At 71.1% G+C, this 23,077-nt stretch carries 17 protein-coding genes; 12 read left to right on the top strand and 5 right to left on the bottom strand.

Annotation, left to right across the window (positions count from 1 at the left end):
• Nucleotides 1-38 precede the first annotated feature (38 nt).
• Entirely contained in the window at nt 39-4,064 is a 4,026-nt protein-coding gene (locus tag QH470_RS33335; RefSeq protein ID WP_280276360.1) for a hypothetical protein, read from the bottom strand.
• Nucleotides 4,065-4,298: 234 nt separating this feature from the next.
• Here QH470_RS33335 and QH470_RS33330 point away from each other — a divergent pair, with 234 nt between their 5' ends.
• The 7 genes from QH470_RS33330 (at nt 4,299) to QH470_RS33300 (ending at nt 10,820) form a co-directional block, all read left to right on the top strand.
• Entirely contained in the window at nt 4,299-5,357 is a 1,059-nt protein-coding gene (locus QH470_RS33330; RefSeq protein WP_280276359.1) for an NAD(P)H-dependent amine dehydrogenase family protein, read from the top strand.
• Nucleotides 5,350-5,961 (top strand): TetR family transcriptional regulator, encoded by a 612-nt coding sequence (locus tag QH470_RS33325; protein WP_280276358.1) that lies wholly within the window; start codon nt 5,350-5,352, stop codon nt 5,959-5,961. The genes QH470_RS33330 and QH470_RS33325 overlap by 8 nt, the downstream gene beginning before the upstream one ends.
• Before the next feature lie 95 nt (nt 5,962-6,056).
• Nucleotides 6,057-6,344, top strand: a complete 288-nt coding sequence (locus QH470_RS33320) for a hypothetical protein (RefSeq protein ID WP_280276357.1) — start codon at nt 6,057-6,059, stop codon at nt 6,342-6,344.
• A gap of 30 nt (nt 6,345-6,374) precedes the next feature.
• Nucleotides 6,375-8,903, top strand: coding sequence for an ATP-binding protein (locus tag QH470_RS33315; protein ID WP_280276356.1), 2,529 nt, complete (start codon nt 6,375-6,377; stop codon nt 8,901-8,903).
• Nucleotides 8,900-9,121 carry a hypothetical protein gene (locus tag QH470_RS33310; protein ID WP_280276355.1) on the top strand — a complete coding sequence of 74 codons (222 nt, stop codon included), beginning with the start codon at nt 8,900-8,902 and terminating at the stop codon, nt 9,119-9,121. Before QH470_RS33315 ends, QH470_RS33310 begins: the two co-directional genes overlap by 4 nt.
• Nucleotides 9,122-9,178: 57 nt before the next feature.
• Complete coding sequence (locus tag QH470_RS33305; RefSeq protein WP_425302828.1) at nt 9,179-9,625, top strand: Zn-ribbon domain-containing OB-fold protein; 447 nt, start codon at nt 9,179-9,181, stop codon at nt 9,623-9,625.
• Nucleotides 9,618-10,820 (top strand): lipid-transfer protein, encoded by a 1,203-nt coding sequence (locus QH470_RS33300; protein WP_280276354.1) that lies wholly within the window; start codon nt 9,618-9,620, stop codon nt 10,818-10,820. The genes QH470_RS33305 and QH470_RS33300 overlap by 8 nt, the downstream gene beginning before the upstream one ends.
• An 18-nt stretch (nt 10,821-10,838) precedes the next feature.
• Here QH470_RS33300 and QH470_RS33295 read toward each other — a convergent pair whose 3' ends face one another.
• Genes QH470_RS33295 through QH470_RS33285 form a run of 3 tightly spaced genes read right to left on the bottom strand, consistent with a single transcriptional unit; the run spans nt 10,839 to nt 14,349 of the window.
• Nucleotides 10,839-12,101 carry an MFS transporter gene (locus QH470_RS33295; protein WP_280276353.1) on the bottom strand — a complete coding sequence of 421 codons (1,263 nt, stop codon included), beginning with the start codon at nt 12,099-12,101 and terminating at the stop codon, nt 10,839-10,841.
• Nucleotides 12,102-12,111: 10 nt separating this feature from the next.
• Nucleotides 12,112-13,176, bottom strand: coding sequence for an amidohydrolase family protein (locus QH470_RS33290; protein ID WP_280276352.1), 1,065 nt, complete (start codon nt 13,174-13,176; stop codon nt 12,112-12,114).
• Between the two features lie 33 nt (nt 13,177-13,209).
• The gene (locus QH470_RS33285) at nt 13,210-14,349 is read right to left on the bottom strand and encodes a hypothetical protein (RefSeq protein ID WP_280276351.1); all 1,140 of its coding nucleotides are present in this window, start codon (nt 14,347-14,349) and stop codon (nt 13,210-13,212) included.
• A 264-nt stretch (nt 14,350-14,613) separates the two neighbouring features.
• On the opposite strand from QH470_RS33285, the gene QH470_RS33280 reads away from it, so the two are divergent.
• Nucleotides 14,614-17,547 (top strand): helix-turn-helix transcriptional regulator, encoded by a 2,934-nt coding sequence (locus QH470_RS33280; protein ID WP_342228479.1) that lies wholly within the window; start codon nt 14,614-14,616, stop codon nt 17,545-17,547.
• A 108-nt stretch (nt 17,548-17,655) separates the two neighbouring features.
• Nucleotides 17,656-17,994: a hypothetical protein gene (locus tag QH470_RS33275; protein WP_280276349.1), complete on the top strand. Its 339-nt coding sequence runs from the start codon at nt 17,656-17,658 to the stop codon at nt 17,992-17,994.
• On the opposite strand, the gene QH470_RS33270 is transcribed toward QH470_RS33275, so the two are convergent.
• Nucleotides 17,976-18,770 carry an acyl-[acyl-carrier-protein] thioesterase gene (locus QH470_RS33270; protein ID WP_280276348.1) on the bottom strand — a complete coding sequence of 265 codons (795 nt, stop codon included), beginning with the start codon at nt 18,768-18,770 and terminating at the stop codon, nt 17,976-17,978. The two genes, QH470_RS33275 and QH470_RS33270, sit on opposite strands and share 19 nt — an antisense overlap.
• Before the next feature lie 120 nt (nt 18,771-18,890).
• Here QH470_RS33270 and QH470_RS33265 point away from each other — a divergent pair, with 120 nt between their 5' ends.
• The 3 genes from QH470_RS33265 to QH470_RS33255 all read left to right on the top strand — a co-directional run bounded on the left by QH470_RS33265 (nt 18,891) and on the right by QH470_RS33255 (nt 23,042).
• Entirely contained in the window at nt 18,891-19,580 is a 690-nt protein-coding gene (locus QH470_RS33265; protein WP_280276347.1) for a hypothetical protein, read from the top strand.
• Nucleotides 19,581-19,646: 66 nt separating this feature from the next.
• On the top strand, nt 19,647-20,387 hold the full coding sequence (locus tag QH470_RS33260) for a DUF4328 domain-containing protein (protein ID WP_280276408.1): 741 nt from the start codon (nt 19,647-19,649) through the stop codon (nt 20,385-20,387).
• Nucleotides 20,388-20,495: 108 nt separating this feature from the next.
• Nucleotides 20,496-23,042 (top strand): ATP-binding protein, encoded by a 2,547-nt coding sequence (locus QH470_RS33255; protein WP_280276346.1) that lies wholly within the window; start codon nt 20,496-20,498, stop codon nt 23,040-23,042.
• The last annotated feature ends 35 nt before the right edge of the window (nt 23,043-23,077 follow it).

The following is a 23,077-nucleotide window of genomic DNA, read 5'->3' as shown; positions in this document are numbered from 1 at the left end:
TGAGGCATGCGAGCGCCGGAGCGGCCCGTTTCGGGCAGCTACAGGTCGATCGTGCCCCCGCCGCCCAGCGGCGGCATCGGGGTGCGCCACAGGGTGCCGATGAACTCGAGCATGCGATTGCGCACATCGTTGCCGTAGGACGGGTTGTTGCCTGCGATGGCGACGGCGACGAAATAGGCCGAGCCGCGGGCGGTTCCGCGCAGCACGGCCGGGCTGCTCGACATCGGCAGGTAGTGCTTGCCCGCGATGTTGTTGTGCCCGCGGATGGCGACCGCCTGGATGGTTACGGACTGGAACAGCTCGTTCCAGTCGGCGTTGGTGGACGCGGTGGCGAAATCGTCGTCGGTGGCGAGGGTGACGCCCTGGACGGCGAGGGTGGTCGCGAGGTTCTGCCACCGCTGCTTGACGGTGGTGATGTGGGTGTCGTCGCCGGTGTAGGCCCGCACGAACTGCACGATCGGCAGATAGGCCACGCGGCCGGTGGATTGGATCGCGCCGCGCCCGCGGAACTTGTAGAAGTCGGCCTCCTGGAGGAACGCGGTCGCGGCGCCGTCGGGGTCCGTCGACACGCCCGCGGGCCAGGTGGTGCCCTTCCATTCGTTGCGGTCGCGCACGGCCTGCGCGGTCGGCTGTAACGTGCCGAACGCGGCCAGGTAGATCGGGTCGTGGAAGCAGGTGAAGGCGGTGTGGTTGCCGCTCAGCGTGTTGTAGGAACCCTTGGTGAACGCGTTCTCACCGGGCCGCTGGATGACGAACGAGTCGAACGCGTACGACAGACCCGGATGGCCGTAACCACCGACGCCCTCCGCGCCGCGGAATTGCAGCCGCCCGCCGGTCTCGTGCAGGAATTTGGCCATCAGGGTGGCGAATTCGGGCAGCGAGATGCCGGGCAGGCCCGCGCCGCGATCGGTGCCCAGGATGGGCGGGAAGGCGTTCCAGGTCTCTGCGAACCGGATCAGGGTGTCGGTGTCCATCGACATCGACAGTGGCCCCCAGCTGCCGCGCCCGGCCAGCGTGGCGCTGAACCAGCCCGCGAAGGTCTTGCCGGTGACATCGAGGAAGTAGTTGTCGACGTCGGTGGCGTTGAAGAACTCCACGGCGGCGGCCTGGGCGAGCTGGGTATCGGTGGCCGGGGTGACCGCGACCGTCGTTCCGCCCGGCCGCTGCGTGCCGACCTGGACGAACTCGGGATCGTAGGCGCCCTGCAAGACCTTGGTGTAGGCGGACTTCGCGTCCTCCGGCGAGATCAGGTTCTTGGCCTGCGCGTTACCGAGCACGTGCTGCAGATCCTGCAGATCCTGGTTGGTGGTGGAGGAACGATCGCTGGGCGAGGTGCGGCCCGCACCCAGTCCGGTGGACGGTGTGGCGGTGCCCGTCCCGCCGCCCGCGCTCGCCGACCCGCCGTACTTCGCCTGGATCTCGCGGGCCCGGTTGGCGGCCTCGGCGATCGAGATGGTGTTGTCCGACAGCTTCTTCAGCAGATCGGCGACCTCGGCGCGGCCGGACATATCGCGGAAGATGTTCGGCGTGCCGAGCAGTTGCAGCGCCGCGGCCAGGCCCGCGGGATCGGGTGCGGAACTGGGGGATACGACGTTGACCAGCGATTGCGGGAACGCCGTCGGCGTCGGGTTGGTCGGTGTCGGGTTCGGGGTGGTGGGCGTGGTGGGCGCGATCTCCGGCGCCTGGATCGGGATGGGATGCTCCTCCCACTTCCAGAACCGGGTGTTGTCGATCTCTTCGGCGACATTGCAATGGCCCAGCTTGCCCTCGGCGAATACACCGCGGGTGGGCATGGTGATCAGCCGCTCGGTCTGCGCCTCCGGCGGCGGATCGCTCACTGCCACACCGGCGCCCGTGAGCGGATAGGCGACGTGGTTGCCGAACACCTCGAGCGGGTTCGGCGTCGCGACATCGGCCAGCACCTTGCCGTCGGCCCAGGGCAGCGTCTCGAAGGCGACGCTGATGTCGGCGGTCCGGGTGGCGAGCATGATCGCCCGGTTGTAGTAGGCCTTGTTGCTGTTGACGTGGTCGATCAGGCGCTGTGCGGACTGATACTCCTCGGGGGCAAGGGATTTCGCAGGCGACCAGGTCGGCGGGAGGTCGGCCGGGCGCGGGCCGGGCTTGCGGATGAAGGTGACGGTGTTGGACGCGCCGTTGAGCGGGAAATAATAGTCGACGTCGGTGTCGTCGAGCAGGGCCACCGCGCCGCCGGCGTGGAAGCCGCGGATGGCCAGGCGGTCCATGCGCCACTCGTCGTCATCGTGCAGGACGAATTCGAAACCCACCAGGTCATGCCAGGGTACCGGCCCGACCGGCGCCTTGGGCTTGGCGATGAACCAGCCCATCGCCGTATCGTTGAAACGCTCACCGACATCGGCGTTCTCGGTCTCTCCGCCCTTCTCCCACTCGACCAGCAGCGGCCGGGAGATGGTCGAATTGCCGTCCACCACAATCAGATTGATCATGACCAGCTCGTCGGTCTTGTCGCGCAGGCCCTCGGCGGTCTTGATGCCGAACTCGAACAGCGCGAAGCGGAGATCGCCCTCCCAGAACTGCGGGATCGGCTTGTCCAGCGCGCCGGCCGGAATGTTGTGCAGCGCTTGATTCTTGGCCACTCGATCCTGTTCGGCCAGGGCCGCGAAGCCGGGCGCGAGGGCCGGATCGAGCAGGACCGGCTCCAGTACCGCCCGGTGGCGCAGCAGCTCGGCCAGGTCGAACGTGTTGAGCGGCGGCGGGTACTGCACCAGCACCGCGGGACGGCGGCGGAGGAACCGCACCGTGACCCGATAGTGCCGCAGCACCTCGTAGTACAGGATGGTCAGCGTGTGGGCGTGGTTGTAGTTGGAGAAGGTGCGGGTCTGGATGGCTTCCTTCTCCTCTTGGCGTGCCTGGATGACGACGGTCGAATTGAGTTCGCGCGCAGCGGAACTGGCCTGGGTGAAGCTGTCGCTGAGCACCTGTACGTTCTCTGCGGTGAGATCGCGGCTGCCGTCGCTGGTCGCGGTGGACCCGCCCATGCTCCAGGCGTTGCCGACCGCCGCCCCGAGGCCGACCACGCCGACATTGCCGCTGCCGCTGCCGCCCGCCGAAGACGCGACGCCGCCCATGAAGGTGGAGCCGTGCTGCAGTTCGCGGAGTCCGGCCTGCACGGTTTCGGTGATGGTGCGATCACGGTGGGTCCGATGCAAGATCTCCTCGGTGAGCTTGGTGTTCTCGTCGCGCCGTACGAGGCTGTCCCAGGACCAGTCGAGCACCGCCAGCTTCACCGACTCGCCCGGCGCCAGCGGCAGGCTGTAGAGGATCTCGCCGAGCGAGTGCCCCAGCGCGCTCCAGGTGACCTTGTACTCATCGATGTAGGCGGGCCGGTACGGCGCCGGGATGGGCGGTCCGGGCGGGCTGTCGCTGAGCCGGACCACCTGCCGGGTGACGAACTCGTGCAGGGAAAGCGTTGCGGGATAGAGGTTTTCACACCCGTCCTCGCCGACCAGCTGCGTGGGGTTGGTGGCGAAGGACGACGGTGACAGCTGCCAGTCGGTGAGACTGGGATTCTGCATCGAGGCCATGCCGGCCTCGTAGTGCGGCGGGTGCACGTCCGGTCGCGGCACGACGAGGCGTCCGACCACCGCGCCGTCGGTGAAGCGGGCCTGCACCAGCACATCGATCCAGGAGGTCGCGCCGTAGGGCAGTGCCCGGATGGTGATGCGCTCCGGCGAGCCGCCGTCACCGTCCTCGCCGTCCTCGGCCGCGCGGCGGACCGCCTGCCCGAACCGCCGCACCGCGACCTCGGCGTCGAGCCGGTGGCTCACCGGCGCGGGCATGCGGGTCAGATCGTAGGAGACGTAGCCGACGTGATCGGTCCAGAGCACGCCCAGCGGCGCTGCCCACTTCACCGACCGTTCGCAGTCGGCCGCGTCGTCGTCGCCGTCGCGTTCCCCGTCCTGCTCGCAGCCGGGGTCGTAGTGGACCACGACCTCGGCGAAGACGGGATGCCGGACGATCGGTCCGCCGGTGTCCTTGTCGATCAGGTACAGGCCGAGATGGGTGAAGGAGTCCAGGGCGTCCATGGTCGGATCCGTTCGCGTGGGCGATGGGGGATTTCGAACGGTAGCCGCCTGCTATATCTGCACGCCCGCGTAGTGCACTACGCGCAACTCGGGTTGCGGACCACGCACTGCGGGCTGCACCACTCGTACCGGAACGACCCTGATCGGCCGTTGCCGAACCCCGGCGGTTTTGCGAGACTCGTCCCATGAGAGAGTGCCTCTCATTTATAGAGTTCCTATCTTCGAGGAGGGCCCATGTTGCGGGTTGTCCAGTGGGCCACCGGTGGGGTCGGCAAGGCGGCGATTCAGGCCGTGCGCTCGCATCCCGAGCTGGAGTTGGTGGGGTGCTACGTGCATTCGGAAGCCAAGCGCGGCAAGGATGTCGGCGACCTCCTCGGGTCCGAGAAGCTGGGTGTGATCGCGACCGACGACGTCGAGGAGATCCTGGCGCTGTCCGCGGACGCGGTGGTGTACGCGCCGCTGATCCCGAATTCCGGTGAGGTGGAACGCATTCTGCGGTCGGGCAAGAATGTGGTCACGCCGGTCGGCTGGTTCTATCCGGGCGAACGCGATGCCGCCCTGGCGCGCGCCTGCCTCGACGGCGGCGTGACCCTGCACGGCATCGGCATAAACCCCGGCGGGACAACCGATGTGCATCCGCTGGTGCTCTCGGCGATGACGTCGGCGGTCACCTTCGTGCGCACCGAGGAATTCTCCGATATGCGGACCTACGACGCGCCCGACGTGCTGCGCTGGGTGATGGGCTTCGGCGGCACCCCCGAGCAGGCGCGCGAGTCTCCGATGCTCGGCCTGCTGACCGGCGGGTTCGCCCAGTCGGCGCGAATGTGTGTGGACACACTGGGTTTCGCCGAGGCCACGCTGCGCACGACGCACGAGATCGCGGTCGCGACGGCGCCCATCGAGTCGCCGATGGGGATCATCGAGCCGGGACAGGTCGCCGGGCAGCGCTTCCAGTGGGATGCCGTCGTGGGCGATCGGCCGGTGGTCCGGATCGCGGTCAATTGGCTGATGGGAGAGGAGCATCTGGCACCGGCCTGGGAATTCGGGCCCGAGGGGGAGCGCTACGAGATCGAGATCAAGGGCGATCCCGACACCTTCGTGGTCATCCGGGGCTGGCAACCGGCGAGCATCGCGGAAGGGCTGAAACGCAATCCCGGCATCGTGGCGACCGCGAACCACTGCGTCAATTCCGTGCCGTACGTCTGCGCGGCCGCGCCCGGCATCAAATCCGCCGTGGACCTGCCCGTCGTCGCCGGGCGCGCACATCCGGACCTGGGGCCCGCGGGTGGCTGAGTCGCTGCGCGACCGGCAGAAGGCGCTGGTCCGGCAGGAGATCCAGCGAGCCGCGCTGCGGTTGTTCGCTGAGCGCGGTTTCGACGCCGTCACGACCGAGGAGATCGCGGCGGCCGCGGGCATCGGGCACAGCACCTACTTCCGCTACGTCGCCACCAAGGAGGATCTGCTGCTCGGGACGCTACGCAGGGCGGGCGCGGCGATTGTCGACAACCTGCGGGCGCGGCCCGCCGACGAATCGGCCGAAGACGCGCTCTGCCGGGCGAGCCTGCGGTGGAGCCGAGCCTTCCGCGCCGACGAGGAGGCACTCGGCAACTGGCGCACCGCGATTCGGGCCGCACCGCACCTGCTCGACCGCGTCGCCCTGATCGGACCCGACGACCGGGCGCGGCTGGTCGACCTCCTCGCCGACCGGATGGGTGCGCGGTCGGCCGACGACTTCCGGCCCGGCCTGCTCGTCCACACGATGATGGCCGCCGCCGAGTTCGCCTTCCTGCGCTGGCTCGAGCACGACGACCCGCGCGGTCCCACGCTGCACCGGCTCACCGAGCAGGCCTTCGAGGGCACCCGCACCCGATGCTGGAAGGAGCCGCGCCGCGGATGAGTACCGGGCATGAGTAATCCGGCGGACGCGGCCCGCGCCCGCCCGCTCCTACGCTGAGCCGATCACCCGCCGGCACGAGGAGACAGGAACCGCTCATGCCCTACATCCACATCACCCGCAGTCCCGGCGTCGGACTGCGGGAGTACCGGACCGTGCACCAGGCGCTCGGTCCCGAGCCGATCGCCGGGAACCTGCTCAGCATCGTCGGCGAGAGCGACGGCGCGCTGCACGTGGTCGACCTGTGGGAATCCGCCGCGGCCGCAGATCGTTTCGCGGCCGAGCGGCTGTTCCCGGCATTCGCCCGGACCGGCATCCGGCCCGGCCCGGGGGAGACCGTCACCGCTTTCGACGCGGAGGTCGTCATCGAGCACCGACGCGGGTAGCGTCTAGCGTCGGCGAGACGGAGGTGACCGGTGCCGGCGGCGTTGATCGGGCGCGAACGCGAACTCGCCGACCTGCTGGGCCGGTTGGAACCGGCGCTCGGCGGGTCGGCGCAGCTGGTCGTGTGCGCGGGCGAAGCGGGCATCGGAAAGACCAGGCTGGCAGCGGAACTCGCCGAGCGGGCGCGCGTGCGGGGTGTGCGCTCGCTGTGGGCGCGGGCCTCCGAGCTGCCGGATGTGCCGCCGTTCTGGCTGTGGCGGCAACTCGTCGACATCGACGACCTCGACACCGGCGACCAGATCTCGGGCCGGGTGGCGCTGTTCGACCGTTTCGCCGATCGGCTCGACCCGTCCGGGGCCGGCGTGCTGCTCGTCGTCGACGACATCCACTGGGCCGACGAACCCTCGCTGCTGGCGCTGCTGCACGTGGTGCGACACCTGCGCGATCGCCCGATCATGGTGTGCGCCACCGCCCGTGACACGCCGATTGATGCCGCGCCCGGCTGGCGGTCGATCGAACCGAAACTGCTGAGCGAGCCGAATGCCCGCCTGCTCACCCTGACCGGGCTGTCGCCCCGGGACTCGGCGGCGTGCCTGCGCGGCGCGGCCGACCGCCCGATCCCCGACTCGCTCGCCGCTCAGGCACACGCGATGACCTCCGGAAATCCGTTCTATCTGCGGGAATTGGGGCGCTCGCTGGGCACCGCGGTCACCGCGGAGCTGGTGGTGCCCGCCACGCTGCGCGCGGTGGTCGACGGCCGGATGGCGATGCTGTCGCCCCGCGCGCGCGAACTGCTGCGCGCGGCGTCGATACTGGGCGGCGAATTCGCGATCGCGGTGGCCGCCCGGCTGGTGGATCGCCCCGCCTCGGACTGCCTGGCCGCCGTCGACGAGGCCGTGGGCGCGGGGCTGCTCGAACTCGCCGCCGCGGCGGGCGCCGTGCGGTTCGGGCACTCCCTGGTGCGGGCGGCGCTCCAAGACGGAATGCCGCTGCGGCAGCGAGTCCTGTTGCACACCAAGGCCGCCCACGCGATCGAGGAACTGTATCCCGAGGCGCCGGCGGCGCATGCCGCCGCCCTGGCCCGCCATTACGCGCAGGCGGCGGTGGTCGGGCAGCGCGAGCCGGCGGTGCGGTGGGCGCGACGGGCCGCGGAGACCGCGCTGCGCGAGTCGGCGTTCGAGGAGGCCGTACGGCTCTACGGCCTGGCCCTGGACAATGCCGCCGACCTGGGCCCGGCCGAGTGCGGCCGGCTCCGGCTGGCCCGCGCGGACGCGCTGCTGCGCGCGGGCGACCGCACGGCGGCGCGGGCCGACTGTCTCGCCGCTGCCGCTCTCGCGCGGCGGTCGGGAAACGCCGGGCTGCTGGCCGAGAGCGCGCTGGTGCTCGAACCGGTCGGAGATCTGGTGTGGGACCGTGACATTCACGAAGAGTGTGCCGAGGCGCTGGCCGCATCGGGCCTGTCCGACGGGCTGCGGGCGCGACTGCTGGCCCGCTCGACGGAGGCCGCGCTGTACCTGGGCCGCCTCGACGGCATCGAGCAGAGCAGCGCGCGGGCGCTGGCACTGGCCGAGCGGGCCGCCGAGCCGCACATCGTGGTCGCCGCGCTGCGAGCCCGCCAATTGGCCTGCACCGCACCGGAACACCGAGAGACGCGCGCCGAACTGGCGGCCACCATGATCGCGACCGGAGCGCGGACGCACAGCCCGGCCACCGAGATGTGGGGCCGGCTCTGGGCCATCGACAGCCTGTTCGAGCACGGCCGGCTCGGCGCGGTGGCCGCGGAGCTGTCGCGGCTACGCTGGTGTGTCGAGCGCACCGGCGGACCGGTCCCGAAGTGGCACCTGCTGGTCGCCGAGGCCGCTCGCGCCCAGGCGGTCGGAGAATTCCACGAGTCGTTGCGGCTGGCCGGGCTGGCGCGGGAGATCGCCGAGGGACTGTCGATGCCCGCCGGATTCGGCGCCTACCGGTCGCTGCTGACCATGGTGGGCCACCACGTCGGGCATTTTCCGGAGACTCTGGTGCTGCCGCCCGCTCACACCCGCGGCGAGGTGCGTAACCGGCTGTTCTCCGGGCTGGGCACCGCGATGCCGCTGGCCGAATCGGGGCGCCGGGACGAAGCGGCGGCCGTGTACCGCGCCCTCGGGTCGCCCGCGCAGTGGGACGTCCCACCGTATTTCGCCACCATCGTGCTCGCGACGGGCGCCATGATCGCGACCCGGGTCGGGGCGATCGAGGATGTGCGCTATTTCGCCGATCGGCTCGCCGAGCGCCGCGGTGAGCACGTGTCGGCCAGCGGCGGAACCGCCCATTACCATGGACCGGCCGTGCTGTGGCTGGGGAAATGCTCTGCGGCACTGGGTGATTCGAAGGCGGCGCGGACGCAGTTGGCCGAGGCGGCGGCCGTCTGTGACGACGTCGGGGCGGCGGGATTCGCCGTCGAGGCCCGTTGCGAACTGGCGGAGGTGCTCTGCCCGCCGCCACCGCCTCGGCGTATCCCGGGTACGCGTGCCCGGGCGGGACGTTCTGCGGCTGGGACGGCCCGAACGGAACCGGTCCCATGATCGTGCAGGTGGAGTCGGACTGCGCGCTGTACGACATCGGCAACGGCGGTGTCGGCGACCGGCTGACCTCGTACTGGAATCGCACGGGCGGATTCGTCGGGATCTACAACTGGACCGGCCAGGAGTGGCAGTTGCTCGCCGCCACCGCGGACAACGATCGCGGCACGTTGCCGTCCGAGACCGACAACCTCGCCGACGCGGTGTGGGTCTGCCGCTGAGGCCGATCTCGGGGCGGCCCTACCCAAAGTAGAACGTGTTCCTATAACGTCGGGCGTGTGCAGAAAGAACAACGCCCCGCCGTGGCCGACTGGTTCACTGCGGACGACGGCACGGTGCGCCTGCAGGGAAGCCGCTGTACCGCCTGCGGCACGCCGTACTTCCCGCGGAACACGCTGGCCTGCCGCAACCCGCAGTGCACGGCCCCGAAAGACGGCTCCGAGCTGGAGGAGTACCTGTTTTCCACGCGCGGCCGGATCTGGTCCTACGCGGACGCACGCTACAAACCACCCCCGCCGTACATCTCGCCCGATCCGTTCGAGCCGTACATCGTCGCGGCGGTGGAACTCGAGGTCGAGCAGATGGTGATCCTCGGGCAGGTCGTGCGCGGTCTCACCGTGGACGACCTGGCCGTCGGCATGCCGGTCGAACTGACCGTCGGCGTGCTGTACGAGGACGAGGACGCGGAGCACACGGTGTGGATGTGGAGGCCGGTCGATGCCTGACACGAACGAGCGCGATATCGCCGTCCTCGGTGCGGGCATGCACCAGTGGGGCAAATGGGGCCGCAATTTCGTCGAATACGGACTGGTCGCGGCGCGTGCGGCGCTGGCCGACGCGGGGGTGGACCATCGCGACGTCGGCTATATCGCCGGCGCGGACACGATCCGCAACGGCTATCCGGGTTTCGTCTCGGGCGCGACGTTCGCTCAGGCGCTGGGCTGGTCCGGTGCGCGGATCTCGAGCAGTTACGCCGCCTGCGCCTCCGGCGCCCAGGCCATTGCCAACGCGCGCGCCCAGATTCTGGCCGGGCTGACCGATGTGGCGCTGGTGATCGGCGCGGACGCCGCGCCGAAGGGCTTCTTCCAGCCGGTCGGCGGGGAACGCCGCGATGATCCGGACTGGCTGCGATTCCATCTGCTCGGCGCGACCAATCCGATCTATTTCGCGCTGTACGCCCGCCGCCGGATGGCGCTGCACGGGGCCACGCTGGACGATTTCGCCGCGGTCAAGGTGAAGAACGCCAGGCACGGGCTGAACAACCCGTATGCCCGCTATCGCAAGGAGGTGTCGGCCGCGGAGGTCGCCGCGTCGGCGGTGGTCTCGGATCCGTTGCGGCTGCTGGACATCTGCGCGACCAGTGACGGCGGTGCGGCCCTGGTGCTGACGTCGATGGAGTACGCGCGCCGGCACGGCACCGCCGATCCCGTTCGTATCCGGGCGCTGTCGACGGTCACACCGACCTTCCCGAAGACGGTGCTCGATCTGCCGGATTTCGCGACCGACTCCGCGGTGGCCGTCGAGGCGCCGTCGCGCACGTTCCGCTCCGCCATCGCGCACGCCGCCTACGAGGAGGCCGGTCTCGGTCCCGCCGACCTGTCCTTCGCGGAGGTCTACGATCTGTCCACCGCGCTCGAACTGGACTGGTACGAGGACATCGGGCTCTGCGAGACCGGCGGCGCCGAGGCGCTGTTGCGCAGCGGCGCAACGACATTGGGTGGCCGCGTGCCGGTGAATCCGAGCGGCGGGCTGGCCTGCTTCGGTGAGGCGATCCCCGCACAGGCGATCGCCCAGGTCTGCGAGCTGACGTGGCAGTTGCGGGGTCAGGCCGAGGGCCGTCAGGTGGACGACCCGCTCGCCGGAATCGCGGTGAACCAGGGCCTGTTCGGGCACGGCTCGGCGATCATCGCCACGCGCTGACCCGGGTCCGGCGGTCCTTCATCGGATCCCGGGCGGCCCGCTCCTGAGCGCGGTCGCCCCGGCGACGGCCTGAATCACGCACGCCGCCAGCAATATCCAGAGGATCGGCGCCCAGTCGTCCAGGTGCACGCGCAGCATGCTCAGCAGGGCGACGCCGCCACCCGCCACCGCGTACCCCACGCCGTGCGTGACCGCGGACAGCGCGGTGGCGGGTCGCGGTCCGGGTGCGCTGAGCGGTATCAGCGTCAGTATCAGCGAGAGGCCGCCCAACCCGATCGCCCACAGCCAGGGCGCGACGGTGGGCGCCCACCACAGCCCGAGCAGGCCCGCGGCCGGAAGCGCGGTGACGACGAGAATCGGCATGTCCCGCCCCGGCCCACCCCGGACCCGCCGCACCCAGCCGGGCAGGACCACGGCGACCGGAATGCCCGCAGCGGCCGCGAGCCCGAGCAACACCCCCGCCCAAGTCCCCTCCACACCGGCGTCGCGATAGATCGAAGGCAGCCAACTCATCACCGCGAACGCTCCCACGGCCCAAGCCCCGAACAAGAGCGCCATCGCCCACGCCAGCCTGCCCCCCGGCCCCCACAGCACAAGTACACCGCCACCGCCCCGCGCACCCGCGCCCGCCGAGGTGTCGACCACGGCCGGTGTCCGCGCGTAGGCGTCAGCACCTGCATCGTCCGGCTGCCATCGCGCACACAGCCAGAAGGCCAGAGCGAGCGCGCACAGTGGGGCCCAGAGGGCGAGGCCCCAGCGCCATGAGGATGCGGCGCTCAGTGGGGCGGTGGCGAAAGCGCCTGCGGCGCTGCCTATTCCGATGGCGGGGGCGTAGATTGCGGTGAGCCTGGACATTCGGTTGCCGGAGCGTGCCGCGAGGACGGGGAGGAGGGTCGCGAGGACCGCGGTGGCCAGTGCCGTGACGGTGGTGCCTGCCAGCAGTGTTGCCGCGCCGCCCGTGACTCGGACCGCTTGTCCGGCGGTCATGACGGCGAGGGCGGCGGTGGCGGTGCGCGCCGCGCCCCAGCGGGCCGCCAATCGGGGGGTCAGTGCGCCGCCTACCGCGTAGCACCATAGTGGCACGGTGACGACCCAGCCGAGGATCGTGGGATCGAATTCCGCACTCTCCGGGACGAATCCGAGTGCCGCGCCCATGGCGGTGATAGGCGGCCGGAGGCTGAAACCGGCGGCGGCCATGGCGATCGCGAGCGGCGCCCACGGGGGTGCGCCGGAATGGCCGCGCGCCGGGGACGCCGCCGTGTCGTGCGTGCTGCCGGTCACCGTGCCGCTTTCAGTGCGGGACCGGTTGCGGGCGTTGACCGTTCGCGTCCAGCGACAGGCCGAGCAATCGGCTGACATTGCGCCACGCGACGGCCTCGACCAACTCGTCGTCGGCGGCGACGCCGAGGCTCTCGACCCGCCACCGGTTCCGCAGAGCGGCCGACTGCGGGCCCATCTCCTCCATCGGATAGTCCTGCGCGAACCCGACCCGGCTCGGCCCGACCGCCTCGACCGCCGCCCAGAACGCCAGCGGATCGGTCACTCCGGAGGTCGTCACGAACAGGTTGCCGCGCAGATAGTGTGAGGGCAAGTGCCGCAGGCGATATCCGTGCCGCTCGGCATTCGCCACCCGCCACCGCGAATCCAATCGGGACGGCGCGGCGAGCAGGCCCTCGCCCGCGTGCCCGAGGATCACGGTCAATCCGTCGGTCGGCGTGCGATCGAAGACGCCGGCGAACAGCAGCCGCAGGAAATGCGCCGCGGTCTCCACACCCCACCCGAACAGCGGCCCGCGCAACTGCGGATGCCCTTCCGACCACGCGGCGCCGCCGGGCGAGTTCGCCGGGTGCAGATACAGCGGAACGCCCAGTTCGGCCACGGTCGCCAGGACATCCTCATACCGCGGATCGTCCAGGTAGGACCCGCAGGTGTGACCGTTGACCAGCACGCCGACCATGCCGAGTTCGAGCACGGCCCGGCGTATCTCGCGCACCGCCGCCGCGGGATCCTGGAGCGCCACGGTGGCGAATCCGGCGAAGCGATCGGGCGCGGCGGCCACCGCCGCGGCGATCAGGTCGTTGGTGCGCGCGGCGAGCAGGGTGGCCTTGGCGGCGTCGGGCTCGATCTGGATCCCGGGCGCGGTGGGGGAGAGCACCTGCATCGTCACGCCGTGGGAATCCATGTCGGCCAGCCGTTCCGCGCCGACATCGCGTAGTTTCGCCTCCGCCCGCGTCCAGTACGCGGCATCCAGATTGGCGCGCGCCCCGCTCAGATACTCGGCGAGGAAGTCCGGGAGCATGTGCTCCTCGATGGTAATGATCCGGCCGGGTGACCCCGGTTCGGGCGACGACGGCATCGCTGTCCTTTCTGTTCCGATCCGGCCGCGCGGTCAGCCGACCACGGCCTCGTTACGGTGTGCGTCCGGGTGTTCCGCCGCGCTCGCCGCACCGGGCAGCAGCGCGCGTCCGACGAAGGCGTCCATGCCGAAGCCCGGACCGAACCCCGCGCCGAGCACCGGCGCACCCCACGCGGGGCGCAGCTCGGGCCGGGCGGCGATCAGGGCCAGCGCGTCGAGCACCGCCGAGGACATGAGATTGCCGCGGCGCAGCGACAGCCACGCGGGCGCGACCTGGTGCGCGCTCAGGCCGAGCGCCGCCGCGGCATCGCGGATGATGGAGTTCCCGCCCGAGTGCAGCGCACAGATCCCGAGATCCGTTGCGTCCCAGCCCTGCCGCTCGAGCAGGCCGCGCAGCGCCGGCCCGAGCGCGGGGATCGAACGCACCGCATCGGTCGTAAGGCGGAAGCGCAGCCCCTCGTCGGTGGCGGTCCAGGCGATCGCATCCGCCGTGCCGGGTACCTCGTACCGCGTGACGTCGGCTATTTCGAAGCCCGTCGCGAGCGAACGGGACACGACGGCCGCCGCGGCGGCGTCGGAGAACAGCGTGCTGGACACGATGCTGCCCACCAAACCGGCCTCGTCCACACCGGTTTCGAGGTGGAAATGCGGCGCCGCGAAATCGGCGGTGACGATCAGGACCGTATCGCCGGGGTGGGCGCGCAACCACGTGGCCGCCATCGTGACGGCGTGTGCACCGCCCCGGCAGCCCATGCCGAACACCGGCATCGCCGCGCAGTCCGGGCGCAATCGCAGCGCCTGGGCCACCGCGCTCACCGGCGACGGCATCGCGATCAGGGTGGATGTCTCCAGGATCACCACGTCCACGTCGGCGCCGGTCCGTCCCACCGACCGCAGTGCGGCGCGCGCGGCCGGAATCGCATAGGCATGCAACGCCTCCCACGCCGCCCGGTTGCGCGCGGCGAGGCCGCGGTCGGCGACGATCTCATCGATCGGCAGGTGCAGCGGATGGGTTTCGATCGCGAGCCGCTCGGCCATCCCCAGCGCGCGCCGTACTGCCGCCGCCCGGGCGCTGTCCGCGGGGAATACCCCCTCGTACCGCTGACGGACGGCGGCGACCAAGGCGTCGTGGGTGACCTCGTGCGGCGGCACCGCCACCACCGGAACCGACATTCTGGGAGCTGACGCGGGTGAGTTCACGGGTCCGTTCTGTCCAATCTCTCTGCGCTCGGCTCCCGTACCGCGACAGCGAGCGGGGGCGGCGCGCACTCAGAATCGGACGTCCGCCGCGCGGGCGACAGTAGGGATATCCCTACATCTCGCCCCGTCCCGGCGCCGCGAACAACTCGCTGCGACAACGGCTCCGCGGCTGGCTAGTATCCACGCAGCAACGCCCGGAAGATTCGACTGCCGGGCTCGCGATCACCTGGAGGTGACGTGTCGGTGGCATCACCGGGACGAGGTATCCGGCCACTGGTAGGGCGCGTAGCGCCACTGCGCGTGCTGGAGTCGGGTTTGACGACCGTGCGGACCGGGGCGTTCGCGGCGATCTCGGTGGTCGGCGAACCCGGCATCGGCAAGACCCGGCTACTACGGGAGGCGGTGCTGCGCGCCGAAACCCTCGGCTTCCGGGTGATCGGCGGGCGCGGTACCGAATTGGAGCGCGAGATCCCCTTCGGGGTCGTGATCGACGCGCTCGACCAACCCCTGGGCGCGTTACGCCCCGACGAACTGTCCACCCTCGGCACGGACGCGCTGGCGGAGCTGGCGCGCCTGCTGCCGGCACTGGCCCGATGGGCCTCCCCGCTGGCGACGCCGTTGCAGATCGAGCGGCACCGCTGCCATCGCGCGCTCCGTATCGCATTGCGGCAGTTGACGTCCCGGCGTCCGGTCCTACTCGTGCTGGACGATGTGCACTGGGCCGACCACGCCTCGGTGGAGTTCATCGCCTACCTGCTGCGGCACCGGGTGCCGCGATTGGCTCTGGCGCTCGCCCATCGGGCCCGGCAACTGCCGGACGCGTACGCCTCGGTGCTCGCGCCCGCCGTGTACGACGGGACGCTCACCCCGCTCGAACTCGGACCGCTGACCGTGGCGGAGGCTGCCGAACTGCTCCCGGAATCCCGCCTGACCCGCACGGAACTGGCCGAACTGCATGCCGAATGCGGCGGCAATCCCTTCTACCTCCAGGAACTCGCCCGCGCTCGGCTCCGGTCCGGTACGTCCGCCGCACCCGGTCTGCTCACCCCCGACGAGTCGGGGGTGCCGCCCGCCATCGCCGCGGCGTTGGAGCAGGAGGTGCGGGCGCTGACGCCGCCCGCGCGGCTGCTGCTGCGGGCCGCCGCCGTCACCGGCGGCGTGTTCGATATGGAGCTCGCCGTCGCGGTCGCCGAGCTGCCGGACGCCGAATCACGCAGTGCGGTAGATGAATTGGTCCACTCGGGACTGGTTCAGGAGACGCGGGCGCCCGGCCGTCTCGGCTTCCGCCACCCCATCGTGCGGCTGGCCGTCTATCAGCGCGCCGGATACGGCTGGCGGCGGCGCGCGCATCGCCGGGCCGCGGCGGCGCTGGCTCGCCGGGGTGCGGCGCTGTCGGTGCGCGCGCATCATGTCGAGTACTGCGCCGAGGTCGGTGACGAGCAGGCGATCGACCTGCTGACCGAAGCGGGAGTGTCCGCCGCGCCGCGCGCCCCGGCCGCGGCGGCACGGTGGTTCCGCGCGGCCCTGCGCCTGCTGCCCGACGACGCGGCGGCGCATCGGCGGCTGTCGCTGTCGACGGCGCTCGCCGACGCGCTGAGCGTGACCGGTCACCTCGGCGAATGCAGCACCGTGCTACGCGAGGCGCTGGCGCTGCTCCCGATCGGCGAACGCACCGACCGGGTGGCCGTCATGGCCCGCATCGCCCTGACCGAGCAGGGACTCGGCAACGCCGCCGAGGGACGACGACTGCTCACCGCCGCCTTGTCGCTCACCGCGCCCGGCAGTCTCGAGGCCGCCGGACTGCGCCTCGAACTGGCCAAGAACCATCTGATGATGCGCGATTGGCAGGGGGCCGCCGCGGTCACCATGGCGGTGCAGCGCAGCGCGGGGGTACGCGGCGACCGGCGCCTGTACCTGGTGGCGACGGCGGCGAGCGCGTACATGAGCACGATGCACTGCGGGCAGTCGCTGGTGGACGGCCTGTCCTACCTGGACGAGGCGACCTCGGCGCTGGACGGGCTGACCGACGCCGAGGTCGCGCCCGCGCTGCTCGACGGGCTCACCGATGTCGTCTACACCGAGGTATCGCTCGAACGCTGGAAAAACGCTGTGGCGCACTCGGAACGGGGCATCCGGCTGTGCCGCGACACCGGGCACGGACGGCACCTGGTCGAACTCCAGCATCTGCAGGCGCTGGCGCTGTTGATGCAGGGACGGCTCGAGAGCGGACTGTCGGCGGCGGCGACCGCCGTGGAAACCGCCCTGCTGCTGGACAATTCACCGATCGTCGCGCTCACCGAAGCCACCCGGTGCTGGCTGCTGATGCTGCTGGGCCGCACCACCGATGCGCTGGCCTCCGGCGCGCTCGCCATGCGGGTCAACGCGCGGGCGCCGAGCGCGCTGTTCGCCTGGCACGCCCCGCTGGTCTACGGTTGCGCGCTCATCGAGGCGGGCCGCCACCGGCAGGGGCGGCAGGAATTGATCAGGGTCGCGGGCGGGGAGTTGCTCGACGCGATCTTCCCGACCACCATGCCCTACTTCTACCGGTTCCTCGTCGATGCCGAATTGGCGCTGGGCCGGGTGGAGGCCGCCGAGCGGACCACCCGGCACGTCGAGGAGATCGTCGCGGCCATGCCCGCCATGCACATGCGCCTCGGCGATGCCCGGTACTGCCGTGCGCGCGTGCAGTCGGTGCGCGAGGAGACCCGGGCGGCCGCGGCCAGCGCGGAGCAGGCGGTGCTGGCCTATGAGGCGGCGCGGACGCCCGTGGACGCGGCTCGCTCGCGCGTGCTGTTCGGCCATGTCCTCGCCGATCTCGACGATTTCGCTTCGGCGCGAAGGGAATTCGACAGCGCGCTGGCGGCGGCCGAACTGTGCGGGGCCGGACGGCTCGCCGAACAGGCGCGCTCGGGGTTGCGGCGGCTGGGGGAGCACGACCCGGTCCGGTCCGGCGGGGCGGCGACACGCCTGGGCGGGCTCACCGATCGGCAATCCGAGATCGTCGACCGGGTGGTCCTCGGCCGGACGAACCGGCAGATCTCCCAGGAGCTCTACGTCAGCGAGAAGACGGTCGAAGCGCACCTCACGCGCCTGTACACCAAGTTCGGCGTCTCCTCCCGCGCCGAACTGGCGGTGCTGGCGGCCAGTGAACGGATCCGGCCGCAAGCCTGAACTCGCGGTTGCCGTCTCGCGCCACGGCGCGCGGAAGCCGGTCCCGCGACGCCCGCATTGGTAGAGTCGGGACGCTGATCGGTCGGCAATACATGAGGAGACTTAGGGATGGCTGAGGTCGTGGTCGCCGAGGTTCGGTCGGATAGCCAGCCCCGCTCCGGGCAGAAGGGCCGATCGAGCGTGAACTTCTCGCTCGCCGAGGTGCCCGACGGGGCGCGAGAACTGGTGTGGCGGACCGAACCCGACACCGCGGCGATCAGATTCAGTGTGCTGGCGGATGTCCGGGCGAATTACGACCAGCCCGTCCTGTCGAACATCGTCTCCGGGTCGCGGACGCCCATTCCGCGTGAGCGGCAGTCGTTGTCGCGCCGCGGTTTCTACATCGCCCACCCGTCCGGCGCGCCGGAAACCGGCTTCGTCGTGCGGGTCTACGCCCTGCTGCCCTGATCCAGGGGTTCGACGCGCGCCAATGTCCGTGCGCTGCCGTCGACTTCGAGTTGCACATGCAGTGCCGAGTCATCGCGCCAGGCGCGAATCGAGACATCGTCACCGGCCATCACGGCGCCGGCGTGCTCGACGATCACCCGGTGCGCCACCGCGCCGATGCCGGGGAACCGCGCCAGCGCCTCCTCGACCGCTTCCCAGTGCACGGCATTGTTGACGTGCCCGTAGCGGTCGACATCGGTGACGCGCAACGGAAACGGCCACACCTCGGCGTCGACGCCGGTCCCTTCGCGCAGCGCGGCGCGCCACCGCAACCGGTGCTCGGTGGTCGCCGCGAGCATCGGCGCCATGAAGCGGTCGCTCATCCGGGCCGGACGCGCGCCCTCGATGTCCACGTGAATGAGGAACATCTCGGCCTCGATCAGCCCGCCGTTCTCGCTGCGCACTTGAATCCGCATGTTGCACCAGCGATTCGACAACGCCGACGGCCACCGGCGCAGGTGCACGTGGTCGCCGAACTCGATCGGCCGCAGCACGTCGATCACGGTGCGGCGCACGATCCAGCCCGGATGCAGGTCACCCTCCTCGACCACCTGCAGATGGTCGTATCCGATGTCCTGGAGATACCGAGCCACCGCATCGAGCCGCAGCCGCTCGTCGCCATCGGTGTCGCCCAGCCGTACCGGCCACTGTTCGTGGAAGGCCCGGCTCTCGTCCGGGCACGGCGGCAGCGGAAACGCGATCTGTGCCGAACGGTCGGCGGTGCTGACGACGCCCATGCACGCTCCTTTCGCGGGTTCCGCGCGAGCGTACCCACGGGAACCCGCGGCGACACGATCCGACACGGTGCGGGACCGGACAGCCGCCGGGTTGTCGGTGGTCGTGGTTAGGCTGCGGTCATGGTGAGATCCGATACGGCGGTACGCCGCTTGCTGCGTGAGATGGGGAAGTTGCTGCAGCCGTATGGGTTCGAAGGCGCCGAGCCGAGGTGGGTGCGGGTCGAGCCCGGCGGAGTCGCGACGGTGGGCCGTACCCGGGTCTCGCGGACGTGGACCGGCGGGCGGCAGGTGATCGCGTTCGGGCTGGAGTCGAGCGCGACGCCGATCGCGTGGTGGGAGTTCTGCGCTTGGCGCAACGCACGGCTCGGGTTGCCGTCCGTCCCGCTCGCGGAGGCGAGCGGTCCCGGCCTGCTCGGCGCGGAGACGGTGCCGGCGGAGCTGACCACGATGTGGTCGCTGCGACTGGACGCGGACCAACCGGGTCAGCATGTGCTGCAAGCCGATATCGAGGCCGTCCGCGCCGAACTGCCGCGTCGGGTCCACGCCTACGCGCGCCGGGCACTGCGGCTGCTGGAGCCGGAGAGCTATCTCGACGAGTTGTCGGCCCGGCCCGTCGCGGGCAGCCGGTACCGGGAGGCGACGGTCGTCCTGCTCGCCGAGCGGGGTCCCGGCGCGCGACTGGACGCCGAATGCGAGGATTTGCGCCGGTGTTTCACGGAGGCAGAGGCACGGGCCTACGCGGAGGAGGTCATCGGCTACGCCCGCGCCCGCGCCGCCGCGGCGCACACCGACGCCGTACCGGCGGGGTGATGTGTTCGAGGACTGGCGATCTCGCCGATACGACGCGGCATCCCGGCCGATACCGTGGTCGCGGTGATGCAACCACAGCATTCCGGCATCGACCCTGAGCCGAATATCGCGAGACAGCAGGCCGGGAATCCGCCGTCGTTCCGGTCGCTCCGCGGGCTGGCGTACGCGATCCTCGCCGCCGTCACGGTGGTCCTGGTCTTCCGTCTCGTCGAGTGGGGTATCCACGTGCGCAACTACCTGTTGCACGTGGATTTCGAGAACGGTGAGCTGGAACGCGCGCAGTACCTGACCGATCTGGAAGCCGCCCGGTCCTGGCTCGGCATCACTACCGTGACGGTGCTCGCGCAAGCGGTCGCCGGTGTGCTGTTCGTCGTGTGGTTGTATCGGGCGCGGAGTAATGCCGACATGCTCTCGCCCGCGCGGCACCGGCTGCCGCGGGTGTGGGCGGTGCTCGGTTTCCTCCCGTTCCTGAACCTCGTGCTACCGCCGATCGTGCTCGACGACGTGCAACGCGCCGTGTACCCGGAGACGCCCGCCGCGCCGGTGCGGCCGCGCGGCAACGCGACCACGGCCATGGTCACGCTCTGGTGGCTGTCGTTCGTCGTCGGTTCGTTGCTGCTGGCCATCCTGTCCCTGGCGATGTCGCTGGTCGGCACCGAACCCGCCGACGCGGGACGCTTCGGCGGCGCCGTACTCGTCTTCCTCGCCGGTACCGTCCTCATCGGCGCGGCCGCCGTCCTGCTGGCCGTGCTGCTGCGGCGAGTCGAGCGCTGGGAGACCGCCCGCGCTTCCGCGGCCTATCGGTGAGTTGCGTAGCGGCGGTCGGCACATCGGAAAACGTACGAAACGGACATTCGGCGGGACGCGTATCGCGAAGCATGCCGTGGCGGCACCCCGGACGTTAGGGTTGTCGGCATGTCAGCGGGGTATTCCGGCACGGCCGAGAGCGCTGAGCGGGCGGATGATTTCGTCGGACGTGAGCGGGAACTGGACGCACTCGTCGCATTACTCGTGCGCGGCACCCGCCTGGTGACACTGATCGGACCGGGCGGCATCGGCAAGACCAGGCTGGCGGCCCAGGCGTGCCGACGGCTGGAACAGTCGCGGCGCATCGGCGTGCACTGGTGCCGCCTGGCGCGGCTGCCCACGGGTGGTCCGGTGGCGGTCGTCGAGGAGGAGATCGCCAGATCCGTTGTGTCGGCGGACTATTCGGGCCGCTCCGCGTGGGAGGCGTCGGTCAGCACGCTGTCGGGCGCGGCGGCCCGGCCGGTCCTGGTGGTGGACAACTGCGAGCATGTGCTGGCGAGCGCGGGCGCGGTGATCGCGCGGCTGCTCGAGGCGGTCCCGGCGTTGTGCGTGGTGGCGACCAGTCGCGAGGCCGTCGGCTGGGTGGACGAGTACCGGTTCACGGTGCCGCCGCTGTCGCCGGAGCAGGCGCTGGCCCTGTTTCGCCACCGCGCCGAGATGACCGGGCACCCGGTCGTCGGGGCCGACCAGGCGGCCGTCGCCGCCCGGATCTGCCGCCACATGGACGGGCACCCGCTGTTCGTGCGCCTGGCCGCCGGATGCCTGGTCCGCCGGCCGCTCGCGACGATCCTCCAGCAGTTGGGGGACGACCCCGAGACCGACCGCCGACTGGACTGGCCGCCGGGTCCGGCGCTAGGCGGCGAGCCGCGGCACCGCACCATCGGCGAGGTCATCGGCTGGTCCTACGGCTTGTGCGGGGAGCAGGAAAAGCTGCTCTTCGATCGGCTGTCGGTGTTCGCCGGCGGCTACGACACCGGCCCGCCCGCCGCGGCCGCCGGACCCGCCGCGGTCGGCGCCGAGCTGGAGGCGATCCAGGCCATCTGCGCGGATCCCGACGACGCCTCCCGGGAGGAGCGGAAACCCCTCGCCCGCAACGAGATCGAGCCGCTGCTCGAACGCCTGGCGGAGCAGTCACTGGTGACCCGGCACATCAGCACCACCGCGGTGCGGTACTCGCTGTCGGAGAATCTGCGGGTCTTCGCCCGGCAGCGACTGAGCGAGCGGACCGCGGACGGCACGGACGAGTCGACGCGACCGGCCGCCCGGCACCGCGACTACTACCGCGACAAGGTGCTGTCCGCGGCGGCCGGATGCTTCGGCCCGGCCGAACGCGACCTGATGGCCTGGGCATCCGGCTCGTGGAACGACATCGTGACCGCGCTCGAACGAAGTCTCGCCGCGGGCGACGGCGCCCACGGTCTGGAGATCTGTGTCGGGCTGCTGACGCTGCGCCTGCCGTTCGTCCAGGGCTCGCTGCGCGAGATGCGGGCGTGGACCGAACGCGCGCTCGCGGTCACCGGCAACGCGGCGCCGGACGAACTGCGGATCACCGCTCGTGCGCTGTTGATCTGGATCGTGCTGTGCCAGGGCGAGATTCGCGACGCCGAGGCCATGCTCGACGAGTGCGTCCGGGCCTGCGCGCCCGGCCTCGGGCGCGACTGGCGGCAGGATCCCCGGACGGACGCGGGATTGCCCCCGGCCGTCGATTTCGCGTGGGGCGTGGAACTCATGCTGGCCCGCAGGGATCCGGTGGCCGTCACCGTCCTCGAACGCGCCCGCGACACATTCGATCGGGCCGGGAACGTCTCCGGATCGATTCCCAGCGAACAGTTCGCCGCGCTCGCGGCGGCGCTGCTCGGCCCGCCGGAGCAGGCGCGGCAGCTGGCCCGGCGCTATCTGGACCGGACGACCGCCGCGGGCATGTCGTGGACCCGGTCGTGGGCGCAGCTGACCTGGTCCATCGCGTTGACCAGGCTGGGCAAACCGGGCGAGGCGCTGGCCGTGCAGCGCGCGGTGCTGCAGGCCCTGACGCCGTCGCGCGAGCAGTGGGGCGCGTTGTGGGCGGTCGAATTCCGGACCTGGTCGCTGGCCCGACTGCTAGTCGACCCGCCGCCGGGCCCGGCGGGGGAGCGGCGCACACCGGCCGCGCTGGCGACCGAGATCGCGCTGCTGGCGGGCGGCACCCGGCGCCTGCGCGACCGGCTGGGCGTCGACATCGAGCAGCTGGGCCCCTTCGCCGATTTCAGTCGCGAGGCGGTGCGCGCGGCCGAAAAGGTGCTCGGTACAAGGGCTTTCGGAGCGGCCGTGTCCCGCGGAGCGGAACTGCGTCCCGAGTCGAGCGAGGTGCAGCGGCTGGCGATGGGCACTCTCAGCCTCGCCGAGCGGCCCGGCCCGACCGGGCGCGGCGAGGATCCCTCGCCGCGCTGGCGCGCGCTCACGGCCGCCGAACAGGAGGTCGCCGCCCTGGCGGCCGCCGGCTGGACGAACGCGGAAATCGCCGCGCGCCGCGGACGTTCGCGCCGGACCGTCGACGCACAGGTGGCGGCGATCCTGCAGAAGCTCCAGATCACCTCGCGCTCCGCCATCACCCGCTTCGTCCCGGCCTCCTATGCGGGTCCGGAGGCTTCCGGCGGCCCGACGGCGGTGCTCCGTTAGCCGGGATACCGATCGCGGCACCGATGCCGAAACCC

This window comes from Nocardia wallacei (assembly GCF_029868745.1).
Lineage (GTDB): Bacteria > Actinomycetota > Actinomycetes > Mycobacteriales > Mycobacteriaceae > Nocardia > Nocardia wallacei_B.
The sequence above is the reverse complement of the archived record's forward strand: the minus strand, read 5'-3'. Positions and strand labels throughout refer to the sequence as shown.